The organism is Parapusillimonas granuli (assembly GCF_013416525.1).
Taxonomy (GTDB): Bacteria; Pseudomonadota; Gammaproteobacteria; order Burkholderiales; family Burkholderiaceae_B; genus Parapusillimonas; species Parapusillimonas granuli.
In genome coordinates this window covers 77,464-92,281 of record NZ_JACCEM010000005.1, presented here as the reverse complement: position 1 = coordinate 92,281, position 14,818 = coordinate 77,464, and the positions used below count along the sequence as shown (strand labels likewise).

Annotated in this window: 13 protein-coding genes; 7 read left to right on the top strand and 6 right to left on the bottom strand. The window is 57.5% G+C overall.

All coding sequences use genetic code 11. The annotated features are described in order from the left end of the window. Position 1 precedes the first annotated feature (1 nt). The 3 genes from H0A72_RS10330 to H0A72_RS10320 all read left to right on the top strand — a co-directional run bounded on the left by H0A72_RS10330 (position 2) and on the right by H0A72_RS10320 (position 3,392). Positions 2-1,528, top strand: coding sequence for a M81 family metallopeptidase (locus H0A72_RS10330; protein WP_180155013.1), 1,527 nt, complete (start codon positions 2-4; stop codon positions 1,526-1,528). Between the two features lie 111 nt (positions 1,529-1,639). After that, on the top strand, positions 1,640-2,608 hold the full coding sequence (locus H0A72_RS10325; RefSeq protein ID WP_180155012.1) for a Bug family tripartite tricarboxylate transporter substrate binding protein: 969 nt from the start codon (positions 1,640-1,642) through the stop codon (positions 2,606-2,608). A gap of 16 nt (positions 2,609-2,624) precedes the next feature. Then, a complete protein-coding gene (locus H0A72_RS10320) occupies positions 2,625-3,392 on the top strand; it encodes an SDR family NAD(P)-dependent oxidoreductase (RefSeq protein WP_180155011.1) in 768 nt (255 codons plus the stop codon). Here H0A72_RS10320 and H0A72_RS10315 read toward each other — a convergent pair. Continuing rightward, a complete protein-coding gene (locus H0A72_RS10315) occupies positions 3,329-4,327 on the bottom strand; it encodes a LysR family transcriptional regulator (protein WP_180155010.1) in 999 nt (332 codons plus the stop codon). The genes H0A72_RS10320 and H0A72_RS10315 overlap by 64 nt on opposite strands. A 71-nt stretch (positions 4,328-4,398) precedes the next feature. After that, positions 4,399-5,172, bottom strand: a complete 774-nt coding sequence (locus H0A72_RS10310; protein ID WP_180155009.1) for an SDR family NAD(P)-dependent oxidoreductase — start codon at positions 5,170-5,172, stop codon at positions 4,399-4,401. A gap of 199 nt (positions 5,173-5,371) precedes the next feature. Between H0A72_RS10310 and H0A72_RS10305 the strand changes: the two genes are divergently transcribed. The 4 genes from H0A72_RS10305 (at position 5,372) to H0A72_RS10290 (ending at position 8,884) form a co-directional block, all read left to right on the top strand. Continuing rightward, complete coding sequence (locus H0A72_RS10305) at positions 5,372-6,346, top strand: Bug family tripartite tricarboxylate transporter substrate binding protein (RefSeq protein ID WP_180155008.1); 975 nt, start codon at positions 5,372-5,374, stop codon at positions 6,344-6,346. Positions 6,347-6,357: 11 nt separating this feature from the next. Further along, entirely contained in the window at positions 6,358-7,185 is an 828-nt protein-coding gene (locus H0A72_RS10300) for an SDR family NAD(P)-dependent oxidoreductase (RefSeq protein ID WP_218953267.1), read from the top strand. Positions 7,186-7,212: 27 nt separating this feature from the next. After that, on the top strand, positions 7,213-7,779 hold the full coding sequence (locus H0A72_RS10295) for a carboxymuconolactone decarboxylase family protein (protein WP_180155006.1): 567 nt from the start codon (positions 7,213-7,215) through the stop codon (positions 7,777-7,779). An 85-nt stretch (positions 7,780-7,864) separates the two neighbouring features. After that, positions 7,865-8,884, top strand: coding sequence for an amidohydrolase family protein (locus H0A72_RS10290; protein ID WP_246436947.1), 1,020 nt, complete (start codon positions 7,865-7,867; stop codon positions 8,882-8,884). On the opposite strand, the gene H0A72_RS10285 is transcribed toward H0A72_RS10290, so the two are convergent. The 4 genes from H0A72_RS10285 to H0A72_RS10270 form a co-directional block, all read right to left on the bottom strand. Continuing rightward, the gene (locus tag H0A72_RS10285; protein ID WP_180155004.1) at positions 8,840-9,553 is read right to left on the bottom strand and encodes a carboxymuconolactone decarboxylase family protein; all 714 of its coding nucleotides are present in this window, start codon (positions 9,551-9,553) and stop codon (positions 8,840-8,842) included. The two genes, H0A72_RS10290 and H0A72_RS10285, sit on opposite strands and share 45 nt — an antisense overlap. Positions 9,554-9,575: 22 nt before the next feature. Then, positions 9,576-11,357 carry a flavin-containing monooxygenase gene (locus tag H0A72_RS10280; RefSeq protein ID WP_180155003.1) on the bottom strand — a complete coding sequence of 594 codons (1,782 nt, stop codon included), beginning with the start codon at positions 11,355-11,357 and terminating at the stop codon, positions 9,576-9,578. 145 nt (positions 11,358-11,502) lie between these two features. Then, complete coding sequence (locus H0A72_RS10275; RefSeq protein WP_180155002.1) at positions 11,503-12,975, bottom strand: bifunctional 2-methylcitrate dehydratase/aconitate hydratase; 1,473 nt, start codon at positions 12,973-12,975, stop codon at positions 11,503-11,505. A 108-nt stretch (positions 12,976-13,083) separates the two neighbouring features. Continuing rightward, positions 13,084-14,730, bottom strand: coding sequence for a gamma-glutamyltransferase family protein (locus H0A72_RS10270; RefSeq protein WP_180155001.1), 1,647 nt, complete (start codon positions 14,728-14,730; stop codon positions 13,084-13,086). Positions 14,731-14,818 lie beyond the last annotated feature (88 nt).

Below are 14,818 nucleotides of genomic sequence, written 5' to 3'. Positions count from 1 at the left end.
GATGCGCTTCGTTCTCGCCTTGTTCAAGCACGAAACCAATACGTTTTCGACCCAGCCCACCGAGCTTCAGTCCTTCAGCCGCGGGTCGGTGCGCGAAGGCCCCTGCCATGGCGTCGAAGCCGTCAGGGCAAGCCAAGGCACCAACAATGCCGTCGCCGCCTATCTGGACCTGGCGAAAGAACTGAACGCCGAAGTCGATTTCGCAATCTATGCCAATGCCGTGCCCAGCGGCATCGTCACGCGTGCGGCCTTCGAGGCCATTGTCGCGCCTATCGTGGCAAGCGCCGCCAAGGGCTGCGACGCCATACTGCTGGACCTGCATGGCGCCATGGTGGCCGAGGGCTACCTGGACGCGGAAGGCGAATTGCTGCGCCGGCTGCGCGCCGTACAGTCCGATACGCCCATCGTGGCCGCGCTGGACTTCCATGCGAACCTGAGCGCCGAGTTCATACGGCATGCCGACGTCGTCACCGGCTACTGCACCTATCCACACGTCGATGTCTACCAGACCGGCGAACGCGCGGCCAGGACCTTGCGCGCCATGCTGGACAAGCGCGCCGAACCCGTTCTGCTGTGGCGGCGCCTGCCCATGCTGACGCAGATCCTGAATCAGTCCCCGTCGCGCCAGCCCATGAAAGACATCATGGACAAGGCCTGCGCGGCGGAAAGCAGCGGACGCGTGCTGAACGCATCCGTCTTTGCCGGCTTCCCTTTGGCGGACACGCCGTATACCGGGCTCTCCATCGTACTCGTCGCCGACAAGAACAAGCAGGCCGACGCCGTCGAGCTGCTGGATGAACTGGCCGACATGGCGTGGCGGCGCCGGGCGGACTTCATCACCGAATATGACCCATTCGAAAAGACCTTGGCCCGGGCCGCCCTCCTGCCGGATGGGCCGGTGCTTCTGGTGGACCATGGCGACAATTGCGCGTCGGGCGGCACGACCGATGAAATGAGCGTATTGCGCGAGATGATGGCCTTGGGCATGACGGATGCGGTCGCCGGACCTTACTGGGATCCCGCCTCGGTCGAGGCCTTGATCAGCGCAGGCATGGGCGCGCAGTGCACGATAGACCTGGGCGGCAAGACAGACATGCCGGCCGTCAACCTGCGCGGCAAGCCATTGCGGGTAACCGGCACCGTGGTCAACATCACGGACGGCCGCTATACCGTGACAGGCCCCATGTTCACCGGCATGCGGCTGTCCCTTGGCCGTACCGCGGTGCTGGACACCGGCGGCATCCTGATCCTGGTGTCGGAGAAACCCCAGGAGCCTTTCGACGCCGGCATTTTCACCCATGCCGGGATACTGCCCGAAACGAAGAAGTTCATTCTGATCAAATCCAAGCAGCATTTCCTGGCGGGCTTCGGAAGCCTGGCCAAGCATATCGTCATGGTTGCCGGCCCCGGGGTATGCGGCTCGGACTTTTCGCAGTTCAACTACACGAATCTGGAACGGCCCATGTTTCCCCTGGATGCAGAGTTGGGGGGGATCGCTCTTATGGGGCCCGGCCCTCGACGGCCCTGAACCTGCGAACCTCCTGATACCTTTGCATCCTCCGCAAAATAGCTTCCCATTCACTCAGCTGTCCATCGTCCCGCCCATCCTTTATGCTGAGACGCAAAAAGGAGACAAGCCATGCTAAGCAAGGGCCTATTTGCAATCGCGTTATCGTGCGGTGCCGTGTTCGCAGTCACCGAGTCCATCGCTCAAACATATCCGTCCAGACCGATAAAGCTGGTTCTAGGCTTTGGCCCTGGCGGCGGGGCCGATAGCATCGCACGGCTATACGCTGCGGAGCTGCAAAAGCTGCTGAATACACCAGTATATGTAGAAAACAAGTCCGGAGCCTATGAACAAATAGCTGGGCGGACGGTTCAAACGGCGCCTCCTGATGGATATTCTCTATGGCTGGCCACCACGGGCGGCGTAATCCAGGCGCCGCTCATGCGCGAAATGCCCTATGATCCGAAAAAAGACTTTACTCATATCGGAGTCATCGCTGAAGCAGATGCAGTATTGGCGGTAAAGAACGAGTTCCCCATCAAGTCAGTCGACGAGCTCGTCAATTATGCACGTGTCCACCCCAATGTGATCAATTTCGGATCGGCGGGCACTGGCGCTCCCAGCCACCTGCTGGTCGAATACATTCAAAGTCTGACTGGCATCCAGATGACTCATATTCCCTACAAAAGCGCGGGAGATGTCGTGCGTGAGCTGGTGGCGGGCAATATAGATTTTGCCGTGGCGGTACCGGCATCGGCCGCTCCTTTGATCAAGGCGGAAAAAATCAAAGGGATCGCCGTAACGGCAAAGGAGCGATTGGCGTCTCTGCCCGAGCTGCCGACTCTTGAAGAGGGTAGTATTTCTGAGCTCAAGGGAATGAGCGTTTATGCTTTCTATGCGATCCTGGGACCTGCGGGTATGCCGCAAAGCGTGACAGAAAAATTGAATAAAGCATTCAATCATATTTCATCGCTCCCAGAAATGCAGCAGCGTGCGGTCGAAATGAACTTCCGGCCCGTGACCGGAACATCGCAGGAGTTCACGTCACGGATAGATCAGGAACTGATTACATGGGGCAAAGTCGCAAAGCGCATAAAGTAAAGAAGGCCTTCCGAACATGTCAAAAACAGCCGTCGTAACGGGCGGTTCATCGGGCATAGGATTGCAAACCGCTAGGCGCCTTCTGGCAGATGGATGGCGGGTATGGTCTCTGGACGTCAATCCTCCCCCACCGCATTGCGCAACACCTTTGTTTATGCGTGCGGAAATGTTCAGCTATCTGGCCTGCAATGTGTCCGACATTGCCAGCACCCAAGCCGCGTTTGAACAGATTCAGAACCAGACAGAGAAAATCGACGCCTTGATATGCTCGGCCGGCGTTCTGCGCGCCGGCCGGCTGGTGGATCAGCCACCGGAGCATATCGACATGATGATGAACGTCAACATAAAAGGTCCTTGGCTCAGCACCCGGTACTCCGTGCCTTTACTCAAGAATGGAAGCACGCCTGGACATCCTGCACGAGTGGTCTTTGTTGGTTCCATCAGTGGAATCCGACCCAAAGTCGGCACCGGTTTCTATGCCGCATCCAAGGCTGCGCTTCATGTGCTTGTCGGAGTTCTTGCCGTCGAGCTTGCCGATGCCAATATACTTGTCAATGCCGTAGCTCCTGGCACTGTCGCGACACCCATGATTTGCGAGCAGCCCGGCCCCGAGGGGATCGGCACAAGCTTTCGGCCGTCAGGCATGTCACCCTTGGGCAGAATAGCTGAACCCGATGACGTGGTGGACGTTATTTTGTTTTTTCTGGGAGAGCGCTCATGCTACGTAACCGGAACCGTACTTCCGGTGGACGGGGGCACGAGGGCCGCCTTCTCTCCAAAATAGCTTGCCGGCTTCGCATCCTCAACCCCTATGGTGCCAAGATCCTGCGAGCCGTTGAACAAGGTCAGCAAATAATCGACGAACACCCTGACATTACGGGAAAGCCCGCGGCTACTTGGATATACGACATAGAGCTCGGCTTCTGTGTCAATAGGCTTTACAGTGTAATCTTCGAGCACCCGCACCAGAAGTCCATTGGCAAGCAGGGGTCTGACCATCCACTCGTGCACCACGATCAAGCCCAAGCCAGCAACAGCTGACGACCTGAGCACAATGGCGTTATCTGAACGAATGACACCATCGACTTCTATTTCCTGCTCTTTACCATCCTTTGTAAAAGCCCAGATGTTTCCATACTTCGGAGCGGTATACACGATGCAGTCATGAGACCGAATGTCGTCCGGGATCTTTGGCATTCCACGGTTCTGAATGTACGAAGGCGCTCCACACACTATTCTTCTGCTTGGACTCAGGCGGCGAGCAACGATATCGGCGTCCGGTATGACGCCCATCCACACCGCGACATCGATCTGATTGGCAATGAGATCGCATCTTTCATCGCTCAAAGAGATATCGAGTTTCAAGTCAGGGTACCGTTTGAAGAACGGAGCCAAAGCGGGGATGATCGCTGCGCCCGATGACACGCGAAGCGAAACGCGCAGCACACCCTTGACGCTATCCTGGAAAGACTTGGCTGCTAGCTTCGCGTTGGCCAAATCGCGCAATATTTGAGTCGCCCTTTCGTAATACAGACGACCAGGCTCGGTTAAGGACAGGCTTCTTGTACTGCGGTTAAGCAGCCTGATGCCCAATTCGTCTTCCAGCGCTTTGACCTGCCTTGCCACTGAGCTGACCGAAGCGCCATGGCGAGCCACTGCTGAAAAGCTGCCTGTTTCGACAACCTTTATGAAAGTCTGCATGCTCGCCAATTCATTCATCAACGCCACCTTTCGACCCAAACCCTAAGCCATTCTAGCAAATGGTTCCGGATAGAAAGAGCGTATTTGGGCTAGTCTTCAGACGGCTTGGGAACACCGCCATAGAGGCCCCAGGTGCTGGCTGCCAGCCAACCTGCATCGATCAATAGATCCACGCCTGTTATGGCGGAAGCCCTATCCGACGCCAGGAATTCAACTCCCTCCGCGACCTCATTGGGCTGCACTCGCCTGCCTAGCGCCATGTGGTCCTTAACATCGGACGCGTAGCGCCCGGGCGGCCGTTGCAATACACGAGCCACTTCAGTCGTCCCCGGGGACACAGAGTTCACCCTGATGCCATGGCGGCCCCATTGGCTTGCAAAATTACGCGTCAAGTTAACGACTGCGGCCTTGCTTGGCCCATATGCATGCAACGGGGAGGAGCCATGTGCAACCGTGGACGCAATGTTGACTATGCTTCCTCCTCCCGACTCTACCATGCGGACGCCGAATGCCCGGTTAGCATTGAAAGTGCCTTCAACATTGACCTGCATGACAGTGCGAAACAGGTCTAGGGGGAAGTCACCAGGAGAATGGCGCTCCTGAAACGCGGCAGCGGAAACCACCAGCGACCTGACTGGCCCCAGGTCCTTTTCTATGGTGTTGGCAAGGCTCTCCAAGGATTTCAAATCCCGTATATCGGCACCCATCCCGACCCCTCCAACGCTCCGCGCAAGCTGCCGGGCCTGCGTTTCGTCCAGATCGATCACCACAACCCGCCAGCCCCTTTGGGCCATCAGCTCGCAGCAAGCAGCGCCTATGCCATTAGCGCCACCGATCACAACACCAAGCTTAGAGTCAGACATCTGCAATCCTCGATTTCTTCACACACAGATCAGGAGAACAATATACAGCCGTATGGAGTCGGATATCGCGCGCCGCACGCAAAGCTCCTTTCATTTTTTCGCAGCGGGAGAATCCTTGTATGGCGCAGTTCGCCACGGGATAATTGTGCAGCCGCCAGCGATGGCCCAAGAACAACGGCGAGAGCGTACAGGAGACATAATGAAGAAATCGAGCATAGCTTTGACGTGTTTTTTTGTCATCGCAGCCTGCACCACGAGTATAAGCCAAGCAACTGCCGACTACCCAACTAAACCCATTTCGCTGATCGTGCCTTTAGGCGCGGGCGGCGCAACGGATGTGGTCGCGCGCGTGATCGCCGAAAAGCTTAGCGAAAAGCTTGGACAACCGGTTGTCATTGAAAATCGTCCTGGCGCAGAAGGTGCCATGGGCGTGCATGCAGCAGCGAAGGCGGCTCCCGATGGCTACACCTACGTGCTGGGGTCGAGCTCTACCGTTGCCGCCAACTACTATTTACGCAAGAATCTACCCTTTCATCCCATCAATGATCTTGCTCCTGTATCTACAGCCTTGAAGGACTTCTTCAACGTATTGGTCATCAATCCCAATATTCCGGCCAATAACTTGAAGGAATTCATTGCGCTCGCAAAAGCCAGCCCCGGAAAGTATAACTATGGTGCCGCCACCAGTGGCGCCAAGATTTGTATGGAAAGCTTCAAAACTATGGCGGGCGTCGATTTGCAAATGATTAACTATAAAAGCTCGCCGCAAGCGCTCAATGATTTGATAGGCGGCCGCCTGGATATCATTTGCGAGCCAGTGGCCACCGCCTTGCCCAACATCGCCGCCGGCAGGCTCAAAGCCATAGGGGTGACAAGCCCGGAACGAGTTGAAAATGCGCCCGAACTACCTACAGTGTCCGAATCGGGTCTGCCCGATTTCAGCTTTTCCGCATGGGTCGCAGTGTTTTCGCCTGCAAATACGCCCCAGGCGGCGATCGATAAGTTTTCAAGCGCACTCGCTGTTGTGCTGAAAGATCCAGAGACAGAGCAAAGAATAAAAGCGATCAATGCCGCACCCATGGTCGGTAATGCCGAAGACCTGAGGCAGCTGCTCCATACAGAAATGCAACGAGCCGAAAAAATTGTCCGTGATGCAAACATACAGCCAGAATGAGGCGCCGACGAATGTTGAGTATGGTGGGAAAAGTGGCCTTCGTTACAGGTGCCGGATCGGTCGGTGCCGGATGGGGAAACGGAAAAGCCACTGCTGTCTTGCTGGCACGCCAAGGAGCCAGCGTATTCGGGGTCGATGTCAACGACGAGGCGCTGACAGCAACGGAGCAGGCGTTTCATGATGAACGGCTTGCACAATGGCGTGGACTGCGCTGCGATGTAACGGACAGTGTTTCCGTCCAGCATGCCGTCGACGAATGCATGGCTAGATATGGTCGCATAGACATCCTAGTCAACAACGTGGGAGGCAGCGCGCCAGGCGACCCTACAACAATGACGGAAGACACTTGGAGAGCCCAGATAGACCTCAACCTGACCTCCGTCTTTCTTAGCTGCAAACACGTCCTTCCCATCATGACACGCCAATTTGAAGCACATGGCCGGGGCGGCGCCGTTGTCAATGTATCCAGCATCGGCTGCATGACCTTTCAGGTCGACGGCAGAGTCAGTAGCGCCTACGCTGCCTCGAAAGCCGGTGTCCTCGCCTTTAGCCGCTCCACCGCGATCGCATACGTCAAAAAGGGAGTCCGAGTAAATACGGTGATCCCGGGTGTCATGCATACGCCGCTGGTCGAGCACCGGCTCACCAGCCAATTAGGCATGGGCAATGCAGAAGAACTGATCGCTCGCAGGCATGCCAGCGTGCCAATAGGAAAAATGGGCGATGCGTGGGACGTTGCTCACGCCATACTATTTCTTGCCAGCGATGAAGCAGGCTATATCACAGCGACGGAGTTAGTGGTGGATGGCGGCATAACGGCCGCACGCCCCACTTTCTGACTATTACCGACTTCCGATAAGCATCCCATGGCACGAATGACGCTATCTTCTCTCGATCCGCTTACACAAGAACAACGAGCCGTGTGCGACATGACGGCCGCGGGATTGCGCGGCAAGATCCCGACACCCATGGTCGCCTGGCTGCGCAATCCTGAACTCGCTTATCGCGCTCAGCATCTCGGCGAATTGCTTCGCTTTCAAACTTCGCTGCAGCCCAAATTGGTTGAACTCGCCATTTTGGTTTGTGCCAGACACTGGACGTCTCACCATGAATGGACCGCTCACAAAACATTGGCGTTAAAAGCCGGTCTTGATCTTAATATCATTCAATGCATTGCATCACACCGTCCGCCCTATTTTCTCGATGATGCTGAATCGTTGATCTACGAAATCTCCATGTCGCTGCTCACTACGCAACGGTTGACCTCATCGCTATATCAACGAGCCATTGCGAGCCTGGGGGAAAAGGCCGTGGTCGAGCTGATCGCCATTCTGGGCTACTACTGCATGGTCTCCCTCACCCTTAATGCGTTTGAACTGGGTTTGCCCGATAACATCGCGGCCGAACTGGGCGATGTCGACGTATCTGCTTGACTCTTGCGCGGATTCACGAGTGCTTATATCGAAACGTATCGCCCAGCGTTCCTCATGTAAAGAAGAAGCGCTGGAGCCAAACCAAATGATCGTCGATGCGCATCATCATCTTTATGTTCGGCCCGGTGTGACCTATCTGCTGGACAATCTGATTTCCGACATACGCGAAAGCGGTCATGACGTTCGTGCCACCGTCTATATGCAGGCACGGTCTATGTACCGAAGCCATGGCCCTAATGCATTTCGCCCGGTCGGTGAAACCGAATTCGCCAATGGCGTGGCGGCCATGAGTGCCAGTGGAATCTACGGCAAAGAATATGTATGTTCAGGCATAGTTGGTTTCGCCGATCTCATGCTGGGAGACGGAGTTCGCCCTGTGCTTGAAGCACATATCGGGGTATGCGGCGGAAGGACATCATCGGGCGGCCGCTTTTGCGGCATACGCCATCCTTCGGCATGGGACATGGACACGCGACTGTGCAATCCGGCATATCCATCCAGTGAGGATATGATGCGGTCCAAGGCCTTTCGCGCCGGCTTCATGCATTTGGATCGCTTGGAGCTGACCTTCGACGCCTGGCTCTATTTTCACCAGATCCCTCGGATAATGGCCCTTGCTGATGCTTTTCCAAATGTGCCTATCGCCGTCAATCACTGCGGAGGCGTGTTGGGAATCAGCGCCTATGCCAACCAGCGTGAAGCGGTCTTTGATTACTGGAGAACACAATTGCAATTCTTGTCCCTTCGGCCCAATGTAATGATGAAGCTGGGCGGCCTCGGCATGGAAATATCCGGTTTCGGCTTCGAATCCGCCGACAAGGCGCCGAATTCGTTAGCACTTGCACGGGCTTGGCGTCCCTGGATCGAAACGTGCATCGAGCTTTTTGGGCCTAAGCGATGCATGTTCGAAAGCAATTTCCCGGCCGACAAAGTAAGCTATGGATACGGCATCGGCTGGAATGCGTTCAAGCGCATCGTTTCATCAGCAACTCCGGATGAGAAGGATGAATTGTTCTGGCGCACAGCTATGGGCTTTTACCATCTGCCTCTCAATGAGGCGTTACAGCCCCTCGGCACCCATGATATAACCCTCAAGCCCCAATAGCGCTGATAGTTGAAATATGGCGAGAATTTCCGCTGAAGTTGCGCCATGCCTCAGCGCATTTCGTATATGCATGGCCAAACCCGGCCCATACATATGCGTCACCGAACAGTCAATGGCTATATATATGAACTCGCGCTCTTTCGGGGTCAGCGACCCAGCTTCCCAAGGCGACATGGAAATCTTGGACAATGCAATGAAGTAATCCGGGAGCAGGCTCGCAATCGATTCTCTCTCCTGGTTCCAGAATCCTCGTGTTTCCACGAATCTCGCCTTGACCATTTCCACATCCGCGCGCAAAGGGGCACAGGCTTGATCTTCGCCTTCAACGTGACGCAATTGCTCCACCAAGATGGGCACAGCAAAATACAATGCATGGTTCGCAGCACCCACGACGGAAACCAGGACGTCAATCACATCCGACTCGCTCGCACCCGCGACGACCGCACGTTTGACATGCCGGGCTATCGCTCTCTCATTGACGGACGTGGCCGTCGCATGCATGGCTAGCAGCAGCAACTCTTTCATGCGCGGCGTCAAGGACGTATCTGCGATCGCCATGCGCCAGAAGTTCCGCGCCGATTCATGCATAGGACCTGCTACCCGGTGCAGGCGCTCCGACAAGCCTTCACTGGCGAATACTTCATCCAGTTCGGTCAGCTTCTCGCTCATGCTGGCCCTTGCCACCTGACTGTCATTCAACAAGACCCAGCTCACGCGCCTTGATCTGGATAGCCAGATAATGGCTGTAGACGCGATTCTGAGATAGGCCGCCACCCAGGAACCATAGGCCCCTCTGCGGAGTGGGCCCGAACATGTTTCGCAACTCCCCATTTTCCGCCAAACCCCAGATGGGTCCCACCTTCCAGGCAATTTCTTCGCCTAGAAGCTGCTTGACGACCTGCTCTTGTGAATAGTAGCCGGTCGCGGTCACCACGATATCGGCCTTTTCGATGCGGCCATCCTTCATCAGGAGTCCTTCCTTCACGAAAGTTTTTGCATCCTCCCACTGCAAAAGGCCAATCTCGCCGTTCACGATGAGTTCCGAGCATCCACAATTCAGATAATAGCCGCCATGCCGAGAGCGCAACTTCATTTGATGGCCAGCCTCATCAGGACCGAAGTCCAGCTTGAAGCCACGCGCACGCAAACCTTCATGCAGAGCTTTATCATGCTCCTTCATCTTCTGCACATTCAACTGATAACCACGCTGCAAAAGCTGAAATGTTGCTGCGGTACCGATCAGGTCGGCATCTTCGGTGGGAATGTTTTCCTGATAGTGAACCGTATTGTTAAAGGCTGCCGCTTCGACGCTCACTACTGTCGTGGAACCGCGCTGTATCAAGCTGACCTTCGCATTGTGACCATGTAGGTCTTGCGCGCAATCATGGCCGCTGGTGCCTGTGCCGACAACAAGCACACGCTTGCCTTTGTATTTGGCCCCGGAATAGTAATCGTCGGTATGAAGGACCTCTCCTTCAAAATCCGCAAGCCCCGGCAGGTCCGGCATTTTCTTGCCACCCGCCACACCATTAGCAAAGACCAGGTGCCGTGGATGCAGGGTACGCTTCGTTCCGTCGCTCAATCTGACAGTTGCATTCCAGACGGCCTTTTCTTCTTCGTAATTGCCCATGATGAACGTTGTATTCGTCCACACATTGCACTCCATCGCCCAGGCATAGAACTCCAGGAATTTTGCCAACATATCCTTAGGGAGATACTTCGGCCAGCTTGGAGGAAAAGGGATATAGGGGAAGTGGTTTATTGCCACCTGATTATGAAGTGCAAGGGAATGATAGCGGTCACTCCACACCTGCCCTACGCGCGGCTTTCTTTCAATCACCAACGCGTCAACGCCCAACAAGCGCAACCGCGCCGCCAAGGTGATTCCAGCCTGACCGCCACCTATGATCAATACAACTGGCTCTCGATCCACAAATGCTTGCTCTGCCGATCGCAAATCCGACCAGTTAGCACCGCCAAAGTTGCGCGAGTATGCAATGCCTGTCGGCCTACGCTGCAGAATAGGTTCTTCATGCCCTTTCAGTTCAGTAAGCGAGCTCGAAAATACCCAAGCCTTCCCTGTGCCGTCGGCCGGCAGTCGCAATACTCCATTGCAACGCGCCACATCGGTTTCAAAAGAAAAAATCGCCTCAATGACGTCATTGCCCAGCCGCCGAACGCGGCGCGGTGGTGTACGGCCGTCCGCCACCCGAAAATTTCGTGCATTGACGCGAGGCTGATACTTGATCAAATCCCCGACAACGGATTGCTGATCATCGTGTGGAGCAATGTCCCAACTGAAGGCAAGCATATCGCGCCAATGACACTCGTCACCGAAACAAGACAGCAACGCGTCCCGGTCACATGCTCGCAAAGCATTTTCAAAGCTCCACAACCATTCATTTACAGCCGTGCGCTCCGATATCTCCCCGGGCCTCTCGGAATTCCTCTCAACGTCATGATCGACAAACATTCCTGCTCCTGCTATTGGTATCCCGGCTGCGACTTCGTCACGCAACGATTTTTATGTCAAGGATTCTATAGCAGCGCAATTCAGGCAATAAGCAGTATGAATGGCAAGCAGCCTTGCACAAGATGCAAAAGCGCAGCGTTGCGAGTCAGACCTCATGCGGGGTTCGACCCGCAATATACAAATCCACGTACTCGTTCACCGGCATGGCTTCCAGGGCGTGCTGGTCGAGCGACACTTTCAGTATGCGCTGCTGCTGCGCGGCCGGGAAGCGCCGCGCGAGGTTGCGCTGGAACTTGGCCTCCAGCAGCGGAATGCCTTCGGCGCGCCGGCGCCGGTGGCCCAGCGGGTATTCGCACACCACCTCCGACATGACGCCGCCGTCCTTGAATTCCAGTGTCAAGCCGTTGGGAATGGACCGCTTTTCCGGATCGTGATAATCCGCCGTGAACATGGGGTCTTCCACGCAGACGATCTTGGCCCGCAAGGCATCGATGCGCGGGTCGGCCGCGACGCCGTCTTCGTAGTCGTCGGCCGTCAGGCGACCGAACAAAAGGCAGACGGCAACGATGTATTGAATGCAATGATCGCGGTCGGCCGGATTGTTCAGCGGTCCCTGCTTGTCTATGATGCGGATGCAGGCCTCGTGCGTGCGTATGGTGATGCGCGCGATGTCGTCCGTGGTACGGCCGGCCGCACCCAACTGCCCATGCAGCGCTATGGCGCATTCCGCCGCCGTCTGCGCGTGGAACTCGGCTGGAAATGCGACCTTGAACAGTATGTTCTCCATGACGTAGCTGCCGTAGGCGCGCTGGAAGCGGAAGGGCCTGCCTTTGAAGAGCACGTCGTAGAATCCCCAGCGCTTGGCGGTCAGCACAGACGGGTAGCCCATCTCACCCGCTTGCGTCATGAGCGCCAGGCGCACGGCCCGGCTGGTGGCGTCCCCCGCCGCCCAGCTCTTCCGGCTGCCCGCATTCGGCGCATGCCGGTAGGTGCGCAGGCTTTGCCCATCCACCCAGGCTTGCGACACGGCATCGATGATCTGGTCGCGCGACAACCCCAGCAGCCGCGACACGACGGCGGTGGAGGCCACCTTGACCAGCACGACATGGTCCAGGCCGACCTGGTTGAAGGAGTTTTCCAGCGCGATGCATCCCTGGATTTCGTGCGCCTGGATCATGGCGGTGAGCACGTCGCGCATGGTCAGCGGCGCCTCGCCCCGGGCGACGGCGTTGCGTGAAAGCCAGTCGGCCACGGCCAGGATGCCGCCAAGGTTGTCGGAGGGATGCCCCCACTCGGCGGCCAGCCAGGTGTCGTTGAAGTCCAGCCAGCGAATCATGGCGCCGATGTTGAACGCCGCCTGCACCGGGTCGAGCTGGAAGGGCGTGCCGGGCACCCTGGCGCCATGCGGGACCACCGTGCCGGAAACGATCGGCCCCATCAGCTTGGCGCAGGCCGGATATTCCAGGGCTTCCAGGCCGCAGCCCAGTGTGTCGATCAGGCAGTTCCGGGCCGTTTCATAGGCCAGGCCGCTGTTGATTCGATAATCGAGCACGTAGTCGGCGATGTCAACCAGCACTTGATCGGGTTGTGGGCGGATATTGACGATATCTGAAGACATGGGGCCTCCTGGATGCGATTGCCGACAAAGAGCCGGGCCGGCGATTTGCCATCAGGCCCGGACCATTTTAGGCCCAACCGCATCGTCCTTGCGAGGCCCAAACGGCCCTCACGGCACCACCACCCCTTCCGCATACCCGTCCCGCTGCGGGTCGGCGCCGCCTCGGAGTTCTCCGTCGAAGCGGGTGATGCCATGCACGGCGGCGAAGGCGTAGCTCAGGTGGCTGCGCCTTACTTCGTAGCCCAGCTGTTCGAGTCCTTTCTGCACCGGCATGGGAATGCGGTTGGAGATGTCTATGGCGTTGCTGGTGGAAACCATGCGGGGCGCGCTGATGGCTTCCTGAATGTCCATGCCCCATTCCAATACGTTCAGGATCACTTGCGCCACGGCCGGGCCTATCCATGACGCGCCGGGAGCGCCCAGCGTCAGGACGGGATCGTTTCCGTCATAGATGATGCTGGGCGCCATGGACGAGTATCGGCGCCGGCCGGGAACGATGGAGTTCGGGGTGCCCGGCATGGGATCGAAGGTGCTCATGGCCCCGTTCAGCATGAATCCCGTGTCCTTCACGATGAAGCCCGAAGGATTTCCCAGGGTGTGGGTCATGGTGGCGATCATGCCTCGTGCATCCACGACCGAGACATGCGTGGTGTGGCGCGACTCCGCCGGTTTGGCGCGCTCGATATTCGCCTTTTCGCCCGAACGTATGGCTTGCGCGCAGGTCCGGACATACTCATCGGATAGCAGGCGGTCGACGGGGTTGTCGGAATACTTCGGATCGCCGATGAATTGCTCTTTGTCGCGCAGGGCTATTTTCATGGCTTCGGCCAGAACACGGATGTATTCGGTGGAGTTGTGCCCCAGCGAGGCGAGGTCGAACTGTTCGGCGATGCGAAGGATCTGGCCGACGAGTATGCCGCCTCCTGGCGGCGAGGGAGCGTCGACCCGCCATCCTCGATAGCCGAAGGAGAGCGGACGGGTGATTTCCACGGCGATCTGCTCCAGATCGGCGGCGGTAAGGATTCCCCCCTGGCTACGCACGTCCTCAATGATGTGAGAAGCGATCGAGCCGGTATAAAAGCTTTCCGCGCCCTCGCGGGCGAGCACTTCCAGGGTGGCGGCCAAGTCCGGGTTGCGTATGGTCGAGCCGAGCGTCTTGTAGGACCCGTCTTCGTTCAGGTAGATGCGCCGGCCGTCCGGCGTCAGGCCAAGCTTGTCGCCGTAGTTCATGCGGCCGTACTTGCGCTCGTTCTGGGTGAACACCGTGTAGACGTGCGGCCGCAGCAGCCAGCCTTCTTTCGCCCAGGCTATGGCCGGGGTGAACAAATCGGCCCAAGGCATGGATCCGTGGTCCGCATGCGCCTGCGACAGCATTCTGAGCAGGCCGGGCGCGGTCACGGACTGGGCGCCGGCTTCGTTGACGAAGTCCTTGACGATGAAGCCGAAGCCGTCGGTGGTGACGCCCAATGCGATGTCCCGCCACATGTCCGGCCGGGACTCCAGCGGACAGCCGCCGAAGCCTTCATAGACCTTGCCTGTCTGCGTGGCGGGGTCGTACACGTGCAGCATGCCGAATCCGCCTATGCCGCACATCAGCGGATCCACCACCCCCTGCGTCATGGCGCAGGCGATCGCCGCATCGACGGCGGTGCCGCCCGAACGCAGCACGTCCGCGCCGGCGGAGACCGCTTCGGGCTGCGGCGCGGTGATCATTGCGTTGGCTTTCGGCAGTTTGCGTTCGGGACGGCGGGCCATGGTCTGCTCCAGAAATAAAGAAGGCGATCCTGGGCGCCGGACCCACGGCGGGGCCCGGCGCCTGAAAAGAAGAAGCCGGCTCCGTAGG